Genomic DNA, 14,834 nt, shown 5'->3' on the forward strand with positions numbered 1-14,834 from the left:
CGCCGGTTCTCACGTTCGTGAGAACGCCGTTCGCATCCACTGGACCGCCAGGCAGATCATGGCGATCCAGGCGATCACCATGCCGAGCCCGGGGCCGCCGCCCGCGGAACCCGGGGCGTGGGACGACTGCTGGGACCAGATCGCCAGCAGCCCGTCCACCGAGGCGAACCAGCCGCCCGCCGCGCAGACCCAGGACAGCCACCAGCGTCGCGTCACCAAGGCCAGTGCCGAGGCCAGGATGCCGACGGCCGTCGACGTCGCCGCGAACAGCTGGGGGATGCCGCCGCCCTCGCCGGCCAGGACCTGCCAGCCCGCGTGGTCGCCGACCCACGGGAGGATCTGGCAGACCAGCAGCACGAACATGAACACCGCGATCGTGAATCCGCGGCGGCCCAGCTCCACCGTGCGGGACGCCCGCGCGCCCGCCTCGTCGATCTCGGCCGCCAGCTCGGCCAGCTCGCCGTTGCCACGGGACTCCGTCACAGCGCACACCCGCTCACCGGTTCGGGCTGGGCGGCCGGGGCACCGAAGCCCGGCAGGCCCAGCGTGACACCGCTCGTCTTCGGCCGCAGCCCGGCCTCCGCGTTGTCGCCGGCGCGTGTCCGGCGGTGGGACAGCAGGTCGCCGTCGGCCACCAGGTGGTGCGGTGCGGCGTAGGTGACGATCGTCTCGACGACGTCGCCCGGGCGGACCGCGCGGTCGACGTGGGTGCCGGCCGGGGTGAAGTGCACCAGGCGCCCGTCGCGGGCGCGGCCGCTCATCCGGTGCGTCTCGGCGTCCTTGCGGCCCTCGCCCGCGGCGACGAGCAGCTCGACGCGGCGGCCCACGATCTTCTGGTTTTCGTCCCAGGAGATCGCGTTCTGCAGCTCGACCAGGCGTTCGTAGCGCTCCTGCACGACCTCCTTCGGCAGCTGGCCGTCCATCGTCGCGGCCGGCGTGCCGGGGCGCTTCGAGTACTGGAAGGTGAACGCGCTGGAGAAGCGGGCCTGCGCCACGACGTCCAGGGTCGCCTGGAAGTCTTCCTCGGTCTCGCCGGGGAAGCCGACGATGATGTCGGTGGTGATCGCCGCGTCCGGCATGGCCGCGCGGACCTCGTCGAGGATGTTCAGGAAACGCGCCGAGCGGTAGGACCGCTTCATCTCGCGCAGCACCCGGTCGGACCCGGACTGCAGCGGCATGTGCAGCTGGTGGCAGACGTTCGGCGTCGCGGCCATGGCGTCGATGACGTCGGAGGTGAACGCCGCCGGGTGCGGCGAGGTGAACCGGACGCGCTCGAGGCCGTCGACGGTCCCGCACGCACGCAGCAGCTTGCCGAACGCCAGCCGGTCGCCGAACTCGACGCCGTAGGAGTTGACGTTCTGGCCGAGCAGGGTGACCTCGAGCACGCCCTCGGCGACGAGCGCCTCGACCTCGGCGAGGATCTCGCCGGGCCGCCGGTCGCGTTCCTTGCCGCGCAGGGCGGGAACGATGCAGAAGGTGCAGGTGTTGTTGCAGCCGACCGAAACCGACACCCAGCTCGCGTAGGACGATTCGCGGCGCGCGGGCAGCGTCGAGGGGAACGTCTCGAGGGATTCGAGGATCTCGACCTCGGCACGGGCGTTGTGCCGGGCACGCTCGAGCAGCGTGGGCAGCGACCCGATGTTGTGGGTGCCGAACACGACGTCGACCCACGGCGCCCGCTTGACGATCTCCCCGCGGTCCTTCTGCGCGAGACACCCGCCGACGGCGATCTGCAGGCCGGGGTTCGCGACCTTGTCGGGGCGCAGGTGCCCGAGGGTGCCGTACAGCTTGTTGTCCGCGTTCTCCCGGACGGCGCAGGTGTTGAACACGATCAGGTCCGGCTTGGCCCCGGCGGTGGCCGGAACGTAGCCGGCGTCCTCGAGCTGCCCGGCGAGCCGCTCGGAGTCGTGCACGTTCATCTGGCAGCCGAAGGTGCGGATCTGGTACGCCCTGGGTGCCTTGTTCTCGGTCATCGGCTTCCAGGGTAGACCGGCTGCCGCCTGCGGTTCCGCGGTGCCCTTGGTCGTGCGTGGCTCCTCACGAACTCGGTTGGAAGAACTCGAGCATCCTGCGGCTCGCGTCCGGGGACATCAGCAGCTCCTGCACGTCCGCGGACATCCGGGCCGCCGCGGCGGTGCGGTCGTACATCTCCCGCTCGTACTCCGCCACCGCCGCGCCGGAATCGTCCGGGTGTGCGGCCAGCGCCAGGGCGAGGGCGGCGCCGTCCAGCAAGGCCATGTTGGCTCCCTCGCCCACCGGGGGCATCAAGTGGGCCGCGTCGCCGAGCAGGGTCACGGTGGGGTTCGACGGCCAGGTCAGACCGGGTGGGAGCGTCGTGATCGCGCGGGGTACGACCGTGTCGTCGCAGGCGGCGATCAAGGCCGTGAACCGGGGGTCCCAGCCGTCCAGGAGGGTGATCAGCCGGGCGCGGGCCGCGGCCGGGTCCTCGAAGGGGATGGCCGCCTCGGTGAACCAGTCCTCGCCCGTGTTGTAGAAGCTGATGCCGATGCGGACGCAGCCGTCGCCGTTGCGCTGGGCGGCCAGTGACTTCCCGTCGCCGAGGACCCAGTAGTTGCCGCGGCCGACCATGGCCGCCAGGCCGGGGTGGGTGCGGTCGATGTCGGGGATGGCGAGCTCGACGATGTTCTGGCCGACGTGCGCCGGCCGGGCGTCGGTGAGGAGGGCGCGGACGCGGGAGTTCGCGCCGTCGGCGCCGACCAGCAGGTCGTACCGAGCGCTGCGGCCGTCCGCGAAGTGCAGGACGCCGTCATCCGCGTGGCCGAACGCATGCCCCCAGCGGACGGTTCCCTCCGGGAGTGCGTCGAGGAACAGGTTGCGCAGGTCCGTGCGGTCGATCTCGGGCCGCAGCAGCGGGGCGTCTTCGGGCGTGTCCTCCTGGTGCAGCAGGGTGCCGTCCGGTTCCAGGAGGCGCATGTCCTGCCCCTCGCCGCGGGCGATCGACAGGAACCGGTCGAGCAGGCCGGCCTCGCACAGCGCCGGCTGCCCGGAATGGATGTCGAGCATGCCGCCCTGCCGGCGGGCATCCCGCGAGGCGTCGCGTTCGTACACGACGCTCCCGATGCCGTGCACGTGCAACACCCGGGCGAGCGCCAGGCCGCCCAGGCCCGCTCCCACGATGGCGATGGTCATGGTTTTCCCCCTCGATACACTGTACGTCTCGATACAGTGTATCGCGACAGCCGTTGTACTGTCACCCCATGTTGGTGTGGGAGCGGCCGGAGCCGGCGAACCGACCGGCGCCGGCCCCGCTGAGCCGGGAGCTGATCGTCCGGACCGCGGTGGAACTGGCCGATGAAGCCGGCCTGGAAGCCGTGTCGCTGCGCAAGATCGCCGCCGCGCTGGACGTCGGGCCGATGCGCCTCTACGGCTACATCGACACGAAGGACGAGCTGCTCGACCTGATGGTCGACGCCGTCCACGCCGAAGTTCACCCGTCCGGCGACGGCTGGCGCGCGGTGCTGACCTCCCTGGCCGAGGCCACCCGGCAGGCCGTGCACCGGCACGAATGGTTCGCCGACCTGATCGGTGGACGGCCCCAGCTCGGTCCGAACGCGCTGGCCAGGGGCGAGGCGGTGATGGCCGCGCTGGACGGTGTCGACGTGGACATGATCATGCCGGTGGTCACCGCCGTCGACGCGTACGTGATCGGCGCGGTCCGCCGCGAGATCGCCGAGCGGCGGGCCGAGCGCGCCACCGGGATGGACCAGCGGCAGTGGCAGGCCACCTTCGGGCCCTACCTGGTGCGGATGTTCGCCACCGGCCGGTTCCCGGCACTGGAGACGGTCGTCCGCGACGCCGCCCACCTCGACGCCGACGAAACCTTCCGCATCGGCCTCGGCTTCCTGCTCGACGGCATCGGCGCCGGGATCGGAGCCGGTGCCGGGTAGCTACTCCCCGGCACCGGTGAGCAGGGCGACCATGCCGTGCGGTGCGTCGTCGCCGAACATGATCGCGTAGATGTCCTCGTCCTCCGCCTCCGCGGCGGCCCGCGAGAACATGGCCTGTTCGAACTCGGCCAGCGCCGCCTCGACGTCGCCAGGACGGGCGGCGAGCGCCTGCCCGAGTTCGGCGCCGTCCAGCATGGCCAGGTTGGCGCCTTCGCCGTTCGGGGGCATCAGGTGGGCCGCGTCGCCGAGCAGGGTCACCCCCGGCACGCGGTCCCAGCGGTGCCCGGCCGGCAGCGTGCCGAGGCGGCGCAGCACCGGCGGTGTGTCGCTTTCGGTGATCAGGGTGGTCAGCTCGGGCGCCCAGCCGGCGAACTCCCCGGCCACTCGCGCGGTCACGGTCGCGTCGTCGGCACCGGCCAGCCAGTCCTGCGGCTTGAACACCTGCGCGTACGCGTGCAGGGTCCCGCCGCTCTCCCGGTGCGCCACGATTCCCTTGCCCGGCGCGAGCGCGTAGAGCGCCCCGGCGCCGACCGCCTTCGCGGCGGCGGGATGGCGGGTGTCGGCGTCGAAGAGGAAGGTCTCGACGACCGAGACCCCGACGTATTCCGGAGTGGCGCCGGACAGCAGCGGACGGACCTTCGACCACGCACCGTCCGCGCCGACCAGCAGATTCGTGCCGAAGACCGTGCCGTCGGCCAGGCGCACCTCGTGTTCGCCGTCGCCGATGGCCCGCACCCCGGTGACCTTGTGTCCCCAGTGGACGGTGCCGGGCGGCAGCGCATCGAGCAGCAGCTGCCGCAGCTCGCCGCGCTGCACTTCGGGACGCTCGCCGGTGCCGTCGTCGGGCCGGTCGAGCAGCACGGTGCCGTGCCGGTCGACGACGCGCGACGACTCGCGCCCCGGCAGGACGAGCTCGCGGAAGCCCTCGGTCAACCCGGCCGCTTCGAGCGCCGGCTGACCGTTCCACGGGTGGATGTCGAGCATCCCGCCCTGGCGGCGGGCGGCCGGGGAAGCCTCCGCCTCGTGGACCGCGACCGGGATGCCGTGCAGGTGCAGGACGCGGGCCAGGACGAGACCGCCGAGCCCGGCGCCGATGATCGTGACGACCATGGTGACCTCCGATTGGATTGCCGTTCCAATCCGCACGCTAGCACGAGTTTGGATCGACGTTCCAACCGTGCGATGATCGGCACATGGCGAAACGGGCCCCGCGGCGCACGGACGGGTTGTCGAAGGAAGTGATCGTCCGGGCGGCAGCCGCGATCCTGGACGACGGCGGCGAGGCCGCATTGACGTTCCGCGCGCTCACCGCCCGCCTGTCGACCGGCTACGGCGCGATCTACCACCACGTGGCGAACAAGAGCGACCTCCTCGCCGCGGCCACCGACGCCGTCATCGCCGGCGTCATGGGCGACGCGGTCGTCGAGGCGGAGCCGCGGGAAGCGCTGCGCACGGTCTCACTGGGCCTGTTCGACGCGATCGACGCCCACCCCTGGGTCGGCGCCCAGCTGTCGCGGGAGCCGTGGCGGCCCGCGCTGCTGGAGATCTACGAGCGCATCGGCGGGCTGCTCGTCGCGCTCGACGTGCCCCGGCACGCGGTGTTCGACGCCGCGGGTGCGCTGGTGAACTACGTCCTCGGCGTCGCCGGGCAGAACGCCGCCAACGCCCGGCTCCTCGCCGCCGAGGCGGACCGCGCGGCGTTCCTGGGCGCGATCGCCGCCCGGTGGGCAGCACTCGACCCGGACGAGTACCCGTTCGTGCACCAGGCCGCGACCCGGCTGGCCGAGCACGACGACCGCGAGCAGTTCCTCGCGGGCGTCGACATCTTCCTGGCCGGGATCGCGACCCTGCGTTGACGGGCTACCCGGCCGCTCGCCCGCAGACGCATCTTTCCTGGGGAAAGTGGCGCTTGGCGTCGCAAAGCGCCACGTTCACTTCGCGGCCGTGGGCGCCCAAGCCGCGAGTTCCGCCCGGACCGCCGCGAGCTGGGCCGCGGTCGGCGCCGCCGCCGGTTCCGCGATCAGCGCGTAGTGCAGGCCCGGCGTCGCGGGCAGGCGCAGGCGGTCGCCCACGCGGGTGACCGAAGCCAGGTCCGTGACCACCGTCGGCGTCATCCCCGCCGGGACGTGCAGCTCGGTCGGCGCACCCGCGGCGGTGCCCTGCCACACGAGGACGCCGTAGCGGCCCGCGCCGGCCAGTGCCGCCGTCGCCGGCATCGTGGCCGGGATCTGGTTCCACGTCAGCGTCTGGCTGCCGTCCCGCGAACGGTCCTCGTACGTGAACGCCAGGGTGTGCCCCGCGACCGCCGCCGGGTAGAGGCGGTCGAGCAGCCGCGCGTCCTGGCGGAGCTGGACCGTCCCGTCGTCCGCCGTGCGGGCCGAGGAGAAGTCCTCGCCGTTCCAGGCGTCGCCTTCCGTCTTGACCTTGTCCGGGTTGTCGTTCATCAGTTCGTGGTGCCGGCCGCTGTAGATGTCCCACTGCCACTGCGTTCCCGACAGCACCGGGCCCGACTCCGCCGGCTTGCGCCACCAGTTCGCGCCGGACAGCCGCGAGTCCAGCGCCTGGTACATAGCCTTGTCCACCGTCGGGGCCTTGTCCGAGGTGTACCCGGTCAGCGGGTGGCCGAACTCGGTGACGATCGCCGTCGTGCCCAGTGCCGTCGCGCGGTCGCGGACCGCGCCGAAGCTCGCGCTGTACTGGCCGTCGCCGGCCTTGCCCGGCATGAACACGCCGGACTGGGCGAGCTGGTCGTAGAAGTGCGTGTTGAACACGTACCGCGGCCCCATCACGCCGGTGTCCTGGAAGCCGCCGGGGTGCAGCTGGAAGGAGATGTTGGCGTTCCAGAACATGTTCGGCTCGACGAACGCGGGCTTGTCCTGCCAGCCGGCGGAATCCATCGCTTCGCGGAACCGCTTGAAGAACGGCCAGAGCACGTTCTGTTCCCACGCCTTGCTGTCCTGGCCCTGGTCGTACCGCCCGGCGAAGGGCTCGTTGTACGGGTCCATGCCGGCGATGCCGGCGAACTGGGCCGCACTCAGGTTCGTCCGCAGGTAGGACATCGTCTGGACGGCCTGGCCGACGAACTCGTCCTGGACGCCGCGGGCGTTGTGCCAGAAGTCCTTCGTCGCGTCCTGGACCGCGCCGTTCTGGGTGATGTTCTGGCCCCAGTGGGCGCAGATGCCGCAGCTCTCCGCGGGGTAGCCGCCGAGGTCGACCACCCACTTCGGGGCGCCGTCGCCGGTGTACCAGCTGCCGCGGTTGAACAGGTAGCGGGAGAACAGGTCCTGGTGGAAGTCGGGCAGGACGGTGAACCCCTCGTCCAGGAACACCTTCATCTGCTCGGTCAGCGCGGCCAGGTACTGCGTGTTCACCGGCCCGCGCACCGGCTGCGTCCCCGCCCAGGCGATCGGGATCCGCACGGCGTTCGCGCCGGTCAGTGCCCGCATCGACCGGGCCGAGCGGCGGGCGTCGGCCGCGTTGGCGAACGGCAGGAAACCGTTTTCTGCGAGCTTCACCTCGCCCGAGACGTTGAAGCCGCGCAAGACCACTTCGCGGCCGTACTCGTCGACGAAAGCCGAGCCCCGCACCGTCAGCCGGTGCGCCGGGACGTCCTCGGCCACGGCGGACGCGACGACGCCGGAAGTCATCGCCACGGCGGTGAGCAAAGCCACGAGCATGCGCATGATGGCGGCCCCAAACGTGAAGGAGTTTCGCAAAAAGCTAGCGACCCGATCCCACCCCGTCAAGGGCCGAAGGAGCCGTTCAGGCCGCCCGCCGGAGCCACTGCTGGTTCGTCACGCCGGTACAGGGGTACTGCTTGACCGCGGCGCCGTCGGCCGTCGACGCGGAAACGACGTCGAGGCACTTTCCGCTGTGGCGGGCCACAAGCCGGACGTACCCGCCGTCGGCGGCCTGGAGCTGCCACTGCTGGTTCGTGCCGCCGTTGCACGCCCACTGGACCGCCGCGGCGCCGTCCGCGGTGGCGGCATCCGAGACGTCGAGGCACTTCCCGCTGTGCCGGGCGATCAGGTTGGCGTACCCGTTGCCGAGGTCCAGGACGCTCCACTGCTGGTTCCAGCCGCTGTTGCACGAGTACTGCTTCACCGCCGTGCCGTCGTCCTTCGCGGAACTCGGGATGTCGGCGCACTTGCCGCTGTGGCGGGCGACCAGCGATTCGTACGCGCTGCCGCTGCCGGTCCCCGCGACCACGCCGGTCGCCGCGTCGATGCCCACCTTCGGGTACCAGCTCATCGACATCGTGGTGGCACTGGGGAAACTCAGCGGCAGCCACACGTACCGCGACTCGTTGACCGGCCGGTTCCAGGCACCCGCCCAGCGGTCACCCAGGTAGAGGTAGGAGGTCGCCTGCGAGCCCTGCACGGGAAGCACGTACGCGGTCTGGCTGCCGTAGCCGGTGGCGTCCCCGACGTTGGCCAACCCGCTCCACGTGCCCGTGACGCTGGTGGCCGTCGCGTACTTCTGCTGGTTCGGCTGCCAGCCCGTGGCGCCCGAGGTGAGCAGGAAGTAGATGCCGTTCCGCTTGAACATCGCCGGCGCTTCGCGGTACGAGCCGGGCCACAGGGTCCGCACCAGCGCGGCGACGCCGGTGTAGTCGGCGGTGAGCCGGTAGACGTTGAGGTCGGCGTTCTCCCGGGCCGCGGAAGCCATGTACGCGGTTCCGTCGTCGTCCTTGAACAGCGTGATGTCACGCGACATGTGGGCACCGAGCGGGCGGAAGCTGCCGCGGTAGGTGTAGCCGCCGTCGACCGTGGCCGAGGTGGCCACGGCCGCGCGGGCTTCGGCGTAGTCGTCGCCGTTCTCCTTGTGCATCCACATCACGTACTGCCCGGTCGAGCTGTTGTAGATCACCTTCGGCCGTTCGATCTTCGCCCGGCCCAGCTCGGCCGCCGACGACTGCGTCAGCACGTCGTTGCGGAACTCCCACGTCTTCAGATCGGTCGAGCGGTAGACCGAAACCGCGCGGAAGGTGTCGTCGGCGTTGCGGTTCTCACCGAACCAGTAGTAGTACGCCCCCACCTTGAGCATGCCGCCGCCGTGCGCGTGCACCAGGGCGCCGGCCGGATCGGTGAACTGGCTCCCGTTGGTCACCGTCACCGGCGCGGCGTGCGCACCGGGCGCGCCGAGCACCAGGGTGACGAGCACGAGCAAGGACAAAACCGCGCCACGTCGTCGTAGCATGACGGCTCCTTCGCAAGCGGTGTCAGTAGCCGACGCGGAAAGTCGCGTCCTGCTTGTCCACAGTGGAGGATGTGCTGCCCAGGGAGTCGATCCGCAGCACGGAGGAGGAGTGCCGGAGGTAGCGGTCCGGGAAGTTGTGCGAGCGGAAGGACGACCAGCTCGCGTCGGCGAGCCCCGCCGTCTGGTGGAAGGTCGCGTCCGCCTTGAACGTCGCCGAGCCGTCGTCGGCCTCGAGGCGCAGCTCGTAGTTGTAGTGCCGCAGGTAGCGGCCGGGGTAGCCGACCGACTCGAACGACACGCCGGCGCTGTCGGCCAGGCCGGGCACCAGTTTCCACAGCTGGTCCTGGTACGGGTCGAACGGGTAGGGGTCGATGCGGCCCACGGAGTTCGCGTGCCGGACGTAGCGGTCCGGGAAGTTGTAGGACTTCAGCCGCCGCCAGGCCGGGGCACCCCACCGGGTCACCAGCGCGGACCTCTCGGCGGCGGTGATCGGCGTGATCCCGGGGTGCTTGGAGTTCAACGGCTGGGTGTAGGCGCGGTCGTTCAGCAGCGTCCAGTTCCCGGCGGCCACGTCGGTGCTCTGCCAGCAGAAGAACCGGCCGTTGGGGCTCCAGGTGTCGCCCCACAGGTACCAGCGGTTCCCCGACGGCGCCTCGACGATCTGCGGCGCCTCGACACCCCGCCCCGGCGAGATCCCGGTCTTGTAGGTGGTGAAGCTGCCGGGGGCCAACGAACCGGAGCGCTGGCCGACCAGGGTGCTGTTGGTGTTGTTCTTGACGTACAGGTAGTTGACGCCGCCGATGGTGGCCATCGTCCCGTCGATCGTCGCGTGGCCGGGGTCGTGGAACACCTGCGGCGCACCGACCGTCACGAAATCGGTGGTGTAGTTGACCATGATGACGTCGTGGCCGCCGTACGCCGCCGAGTAGATGATCGCGTACTGGTTGCGCGAGGGGTCCCAGAACGCCTCCGGTGCCCAGCTGTGCGTGGCCATCGAATGCAGCTTGATCCGGCGGTAGCCGGTGAACCCGCGCAGGTCGGCCGAATCCCAGACGTGGACGTACTGGTTCTGCAGGGACCAGTCGGTGCCCTTGAGATCGGTCGCCAGCACGACGAACCGGCCGTCCTGCTTGCGCAGCACGAAGGGGTCGCGCAGCCCGCCGGTGCCGGCCGTCGGCGTCACCACCGGGTTGTTCTGGTTCAGCGGCATCCAGTCGAGGCCGTCCGCGCTGACCGCCAGGTGCAGCCCGTAGTCGGCGCCCGTCATGGACGGCGATTCGGTGAAGTACGCCATGACGTAACCACCGGTGGCAGCCTGGGCGCCTGCCGCGGCTCTGCTGCCGAGCACGCCGGCGACCGTGGCTCCCGCCACGCCCGCCATCAGTCCACGTCGGCTGATCATGGTCCACCCACCTCATCGTCGAGTGCCGGGCACAGAAAAATTGTTAGCGCTAACAAGCCGTCGTAGTGTAGGTGACCCGCGCCACACGGTGTCAAGGGTCCGATCGTCGGGAGGTCGGACACCACCAGGCAAAACCGCCAATTGACCGCGCGCGGATCGGGGGCTATGTTGGCGCTCACTTCGCGCCCGGCAGCCGGTTGCGGCCTCGGAAACTCCCCTCGCGTCGACCTCTTCCCGCGCCCGTCGGCGCCCACCTCCTGGAGAGCCGGTATGCCCGTTCGACTTTCGGCGACGACGCCGTCGCCGAAGTTCGCCCGGCGGCCACGACCGCTGACCGCGATCCTCGCCACCCTCGCCGTCGCCGCGGCGTCCACGACCGCCCTCGCCACCTCCGGCCACGCGGCGACCCTCGACGACGGGCTGGTCGTCCGCTACGACCTCACCGGCGGCTCCGGCACGACCGTGCCCGACGCGTCGGGGCACGGCCGCGACGCCACCGTCAGCGGCGACACGACGTGGCAGGGCGACGAAGGCCTGCGGCTGGGCGGCACGAACGGGCACGTCCGCCTGCCCGCCGACCTCATGCGGGAGCTCACGGACATCACGGTTTCGGTTCAGGTGAACGTCGCGGCCGACCAGGGCACGCCGTACTTCCTGTGGGGCCTCGGCAACACCGCGGGCGGGGCCGGGAACGGCTACCTGTTCACCACGGGCGACGAGTTCCGCGCCTCGATCGCCGACGGCAACTGGTCCACCGAGCAGACCGCGAGCGCGGGGCGCACCCTCGCGCGCGGCAGCTGGCGCACGATCACCTACACCCTCGGCGGCGGCACCGCGGTCCTGTACGAAGACGGGATCGAAGCCGCCCGCAGGACCGGCGTCACGATCACGCCCGGCTCGATCGGCGGCGGTACCACCACCGCGAACCACCTGGGCCGGTCGGTCTACGACGGCGACAAGTACCTCAAGGGCAGCGTCCGCGACTTCCGCGTCTACGACCGCGCGGTGACCGCCGCCGAAGCCCGCGCCCTCGGCGAGCGCACCGCCGCCGGGCGCGCGACGGCCGACGCGGCCGCCCTCGACCTCGGCGACACCTCCGCCGTCACCGAGAACCTCACCCTGCCCAGGACGGGCGCCGGCGGCTCGGCGATCGCCTGGTCGTCGAGCAACCCGGCCGTCGTGTCGGCGGCGGGCGTGGTGACGCGGCCCGCGCCGGGCGCAGGCAACGCGAAGGTGACCTTGACGGCGGCCCTCTCCTACGCCGGCCAGAGCGCGAGCCGCTCCTTCGCCGTCACGGTGCTGCAAGACATCACCGACCGGCAGAAGGTCGACCACGCGCTCGCGGAGCTCGTCCTCCCGGACCAGGACGCGGTCCGCGGCAACCTCACCCTGCCGGTCAAGGGGGCCCGCGACGTCACGCTGACCTGGCGCAGCCAGGACCCGCGCGTCGTCACCGCCACCGGCGAGGTGACCCGGCCCGCGGCCGGATCGCGGCCCGCCAAGGCCCGCCTCACGGTCCGCGCGGCGAAGGGTTCCGCGACCGCGGAACGCTCGTTCACCCTCACCGTCCTGCCGCTGCCGAAGAAGGAAGCGCTCGAGGGCTACCTGTTCGCCTACTTCACCGGGGAGGCGACCCAGGACACCGAGCAGATCCACTTCGCGGCCAGCCGCGGGAACGACCCGCTGCACTGGGACGAGCTCAACGGCGGCCGTCCCGTCCTGCGCTCGAACCACGGCGAAACCGGCGTGCGCGACCCGTTCATCGTCCGCAGCCCGGAGGGCGACCGGTTCTACATCGTCGCCACCGACCTGCAGATCAACGACGGCCGCGGCTGGGACCAGGCCCAGCGCCACGGCAGCCAGTACCTGGAGATCTGGGAGTCGACCGACCTGGTGACCTGGTCGAACCAGCGGCACGTCCGGGTCTCCGACGACACGGCCGGCATGACCTGGGCGCCCGAAGCGACCTACGACCCGGCCATCGGCGCGTACGTCGTCTACTGGGCCACCAGCCCCTACGCCCCCGAAGACGTCGGCCACACCGGCTCGACGTACCCGCGGATGATGTACGCGACCACCCGCGACTTCCGGACGTTCAGCAAGCCCCAGGTCTGGAACGACCCCGGCGACGGCGTCATCGACTCCACCGTCATCAAGGACGGCGACCACTACTACCGGCTCACCACCGACGGCAAGGTCGTCGGGTCCTGCACGCGGGACATCGTGCTCGAGCGGTCGAAGAACCTGCGCGCGGTGGACCTGCCGTCGACGAAGCCGCGCAACTGGGAACTCGTCGACGACTGCATCCGCGCCGGGCTCGGCACCGACTGGGTCGAGGGACCGACGGCGTTCAAGTCCAACGACGGCACCAAGTTCTACGCCTTCATGGACGAGACGCCCCGACGCGGTTACGTCCCGTTCGTCACCGGCTCGCTGGCGAATCCGAACTGGACGATCCCGGCCGAGTACCAGCTCCCGAAGAGCCCGCGCCACGGCACGGTGCTGCCGGTGACGAAGGCCGAGCTCGCCCGGCTTCGGCAGGGCCCGCCGCCGGTGACGGCCGGCAAGAAGGGCGTCGTCGCCGACTACGACCTCACGGCGGCGGGCCGGGGCGACACCGTCACCGACGTCTCCGGGAACGGGCGGGACGCCTCGGTGCACGGCGGCGTCACGCGCTCGGCGGACGGGCTTTCCTTCGGGGGCAAGGACGGTTACGTCGCCCTGCCGAACAACCTCATGAGCGGCCTGAGCGGGATCACGGTGTCGGCGCAGGTGTGGGTCGATCCCGGCCAGCAGCCGTCGTACTTTCTGTGGAACCTGGGCAACAGCACCGACAACGTCGGCGACGGCTACCTGTTCGCGACCGGGGACACCTACCGGGCCGCGATCGCCGCCGGCAACTGGTCGACCGAGCAGAACGCCGACAGCAGGCGGGCGCTGACCCGCGGCACCTGGCACACGCTGACGTACACGCTGGCGAACGGGACGGCACGCCTCTACGACAACGGCGTCGAAGTGGCCCGTGTGGACGGTGTCACGGCGAAACCCGGCGACCTCGGCGCGGGCATCACGACGTCGAACTACCTCGGGCGGTCGGCCTACGGTGCCGACAAGTACTTCCAGGGCAAGATGCGGCGGTTCACCGTGTGGAACCGCGGCCTGACGGCCGGGGAGGTGCTCGGCGTGCCGGGCAACGAGACGGCCGTCGGCTCGGTCACCCTCGATGCGCTCAAGGTGCCGGCGATCATCGACAGCGCGAAGGGCACCATCGTCCTGCCGGTGAAGCCCGGCACGGACGTGCGGCGGCTCGCGCCGGTGCTGCAGGTGGCCGACGGCACGCAGGTGTTCCCCCACAACGGTTCGCGGCAGGACTTCACCGGCCCGGTCGGCTATTCGGTCGTCGGCGCCGGCTGGCGCAGGCGGACGTGGACGGTCAGCGCGGTCGTGATGAACAGCCCGGTCTTGCCCGGCTTGAACGCGGACCCGAACATCGTCCGCTTCGGCGACACGTACTACCTCTACGCGACGACGGACGGCTATCCCGGCTGGTCGGGCACGACGTTCGACGCGTGGTCGAGCAAGGACCTCCTCACCTGGACCCGGCACCCGAAGATCCTCGACCTCGGCCCGGACGTGTCCTGGGCGGACAGCAGGGCGTGGGCGCCGGCCATCACCGAGAAGAACGGGAAGTACTACTTCTACTTCTGCGCGGACGCCAAGATCGGGGTCGCGGTGGCGAACTCCCCCACCGGCCCGTTCACCGACGCGCTGGGCAAGCCGCTGCTCGCGGCGAACCCGGGCGGCGGCCAGGCGATCGACCCGGCGGTGTTCACCGACGACGACGGGCAGACCTACCTGTACTGGGGCAACGGCAACGCCTACGTCGTGCCGCTCAACGCCGATCTGACGTCGTTCGACCCGGCGAAGATCAAGCAGCTCACCGGGCTCGACGGGTTCCGCGAGGGGCTGTTCATGACCAAGCGCGCCGGCACGTACCACCTGACGTGGTCCATCGACGACACGGGCAGCGAAAACTACCGCGTCGGCTACGCGACGGCGACGAGCCCGCTGCTCGACGGGCTGGTGAACCGGGGCGTGATCCTGGAGAAGGACCCGTCGCTCGGCATCCTGGGCACCGGCCACCACAGCATCGTGCAGGTGCCGGGCACGGACGACTGGTACATCGCCTACCACCGCTTCGCCATCCCGGGCGGCGACGGAACCCACCGGGAGGTGACCATCGACCGGCTGCGGTTCGCCGCGGACGGGACGATCGCCAAGGTGGTGCCGACCCTCGGCAGCGTCCGGCCCCTCAAGTAGGGGCA

10 protein-coding genes are annotated in these 14,834 nt (G+C 71.1%); 3 read left to right on the plus strand and 7 right to left on the minus strand.

Annotated features, from left to right (window positions below; translation table 11 throughout):
• Positions 1–9 precede the first annotated feature (9 nt).
• The 3 genes from ACLJQE_RS30390 to ACLJQE_RS30400 all read right to left on the minus strand — a co-directional run bounded on the left by ACLJQE_RS30390 (position 10) and on the right by ACLJQE_RS30400 (position 3,150).
• Entirely contained in the window at positions 10–483 is a 474-nt protein-coding gene (locus ACLJQE_RS30390) for a hypothetical protein (protein ID WP_410642930.1), read from the minus strand.
• The gene (miaB, locus tag ACLJQE_RS30395; RefSeq protein WP_410642932.1) at positions 480–1,973 is read right to left on the minus strand and encodes a tRNA (N6-isopentenyl adenosine(37)-C2)-methylthiotransferase MiaB; all 1,494 of its coding nucleotides are present in this window, start codon (positions 1,971–1,973) and stop codon (positions 480–482) included. Before miaB ends, ACLJQE_RS30390 begins: the two co-directional genes overlap by 4 nt.
• Before the next feature lie 64 nt (positions 1,974–2,037).
• Positions 2,038–3,150, minus strand: a complete 1,113-nt coding sequence (locus ACLJQE_RS30400; protein WP_410642933.1) for an FAD-dependent oxidoreductase — start codon at positions 3,148–3,150, stop codon at positions 2,038–2,040.
• Positions 3,151–3,218: 68 nt separating this feature from the next.
• Between ACLJQE_RS30400 and ACLJQE_RS30405 the strand changes: the two genes are divergently transcribed.
• A complete protein-coding gene (locus ACLJQE_RS30405; RefSeq protein WP_410642934.1) occupies positions 3,219–3,908 on the plus strand; it encodes a TetR/AcrR family transcriptional regulator in 690 nt (229 codons plus the stop codon).
• Here the strand turns inward: ACLJQE_RS30405 and ACLJQE_RS30410 are convergent, their stop codons facing one another.
• The gene (locus tag ACLJQE_RS30410) at positions 3,909–5,018 is read right to left on the minus strand and encodes an FAD-dependent oxidoreductase (RefSeq protein WP_410642936.1); all 1,110 of its coding nucleotides are present in this window, start codon (positions 5,016–5,018) and stop codon (positions 3,909–3,911) included. It abuts the gene before it with no gap.
• Between the two features lie 83 nt (positions 5,019–5,101).
• Between ACLJQE_RS30410 and ACLJQE_RS30415 the strand changes: the two genes are divergently transcribed.
• The gene (locus tag ACLJQE_RS30415; protein ID WP_410642937.1) at positions 5,102–5,764 is read left to right on the plus strand and encodes a TetR/AcrR family transcriptional regulator; all 663 of its coding nucleotides are present in this window, start codon (positions 5,102–5,104) and stop codon (positions 5,762–5,764) included.
• Positions 5,765–5,839: 75 nt separating this feature from the next.
• Here the strand turns inward: ACLJQE_RS30415 and ACLJQE_RS30420 are convergent, their stop codons facing one another.
• The 3 genes from ACLJQE_RS30420 to ACLJQE_RS30430 all read right to left on the minus strand — a co-directional run bounded on the left by ACLJQE_RS30420 (position 5,840) and on the right by ACLJQE_RS30430 (position 10,509).
• Positions 5,840–7,591: a cellulase family glycosylhydrolase gene (locus tag ACLJQE_RS30420; protein ID WP_410642939.1), complete on the minus strand. Its 1,752-nt coding sequence runs from the start codon at positions 7,589–7,591 to the stop codon at positions 5,840–5,842.
• 79 nt (positions 7,592–7,670) lie between these two features.
• Positions 7,671–9,107: an RICIN domain-containing protein gene (locus ACLJQE_RS30425; protein ID WP_410642940.1), complete on the minus strand. Its 1,437-nt coding sequence runs from the start codon at positions 9,105–9,107 to the stop codon at positions 7,671–7,673.
• Between the two features lie 22 nt (positions 9,108–9,129).
• Positions 9,130–10,509 (minus strand): glycoside hydrolase family 43 protein, encoded by a 1,380-nt coding sequence (locus tag ACLJQE_RS30430; protein ID WP_410642941.1) that lies wholly within the window; start codon positions 10,507–10,509, stop codon positions 9,130–9,132.
• 270 nt (positions 10,510–10,779) lie between these two features.
• Between ACLJQE_RS30430 and ACLJQE_RS30435 the strand changes: the two genes are divergently transcribed.
• Positions 10,780–14,829: a family 43 glycosylhydrolase gene (locus tag ACLJQE_RS30435; RefSeq protein WP_410642942.1), complete on the plus strand. Its 4,050-nt coding sequence runs from the start codon at positions 10,780–10,782 to the stop codon at positions 14,827–14,829.
• The last annotated feature ends 5 nt before the right edge of the window (positions 14,830–14,834 follow it).

The organism is Amycolatopsis sp. lyj-346, assembly GCF_046548975.1.
Lineage (GTDB): Bacteria > Actinomycetota > Actinomycetes > Mycobacteriales > Pseudonocardiaceae > Amycolatopsis.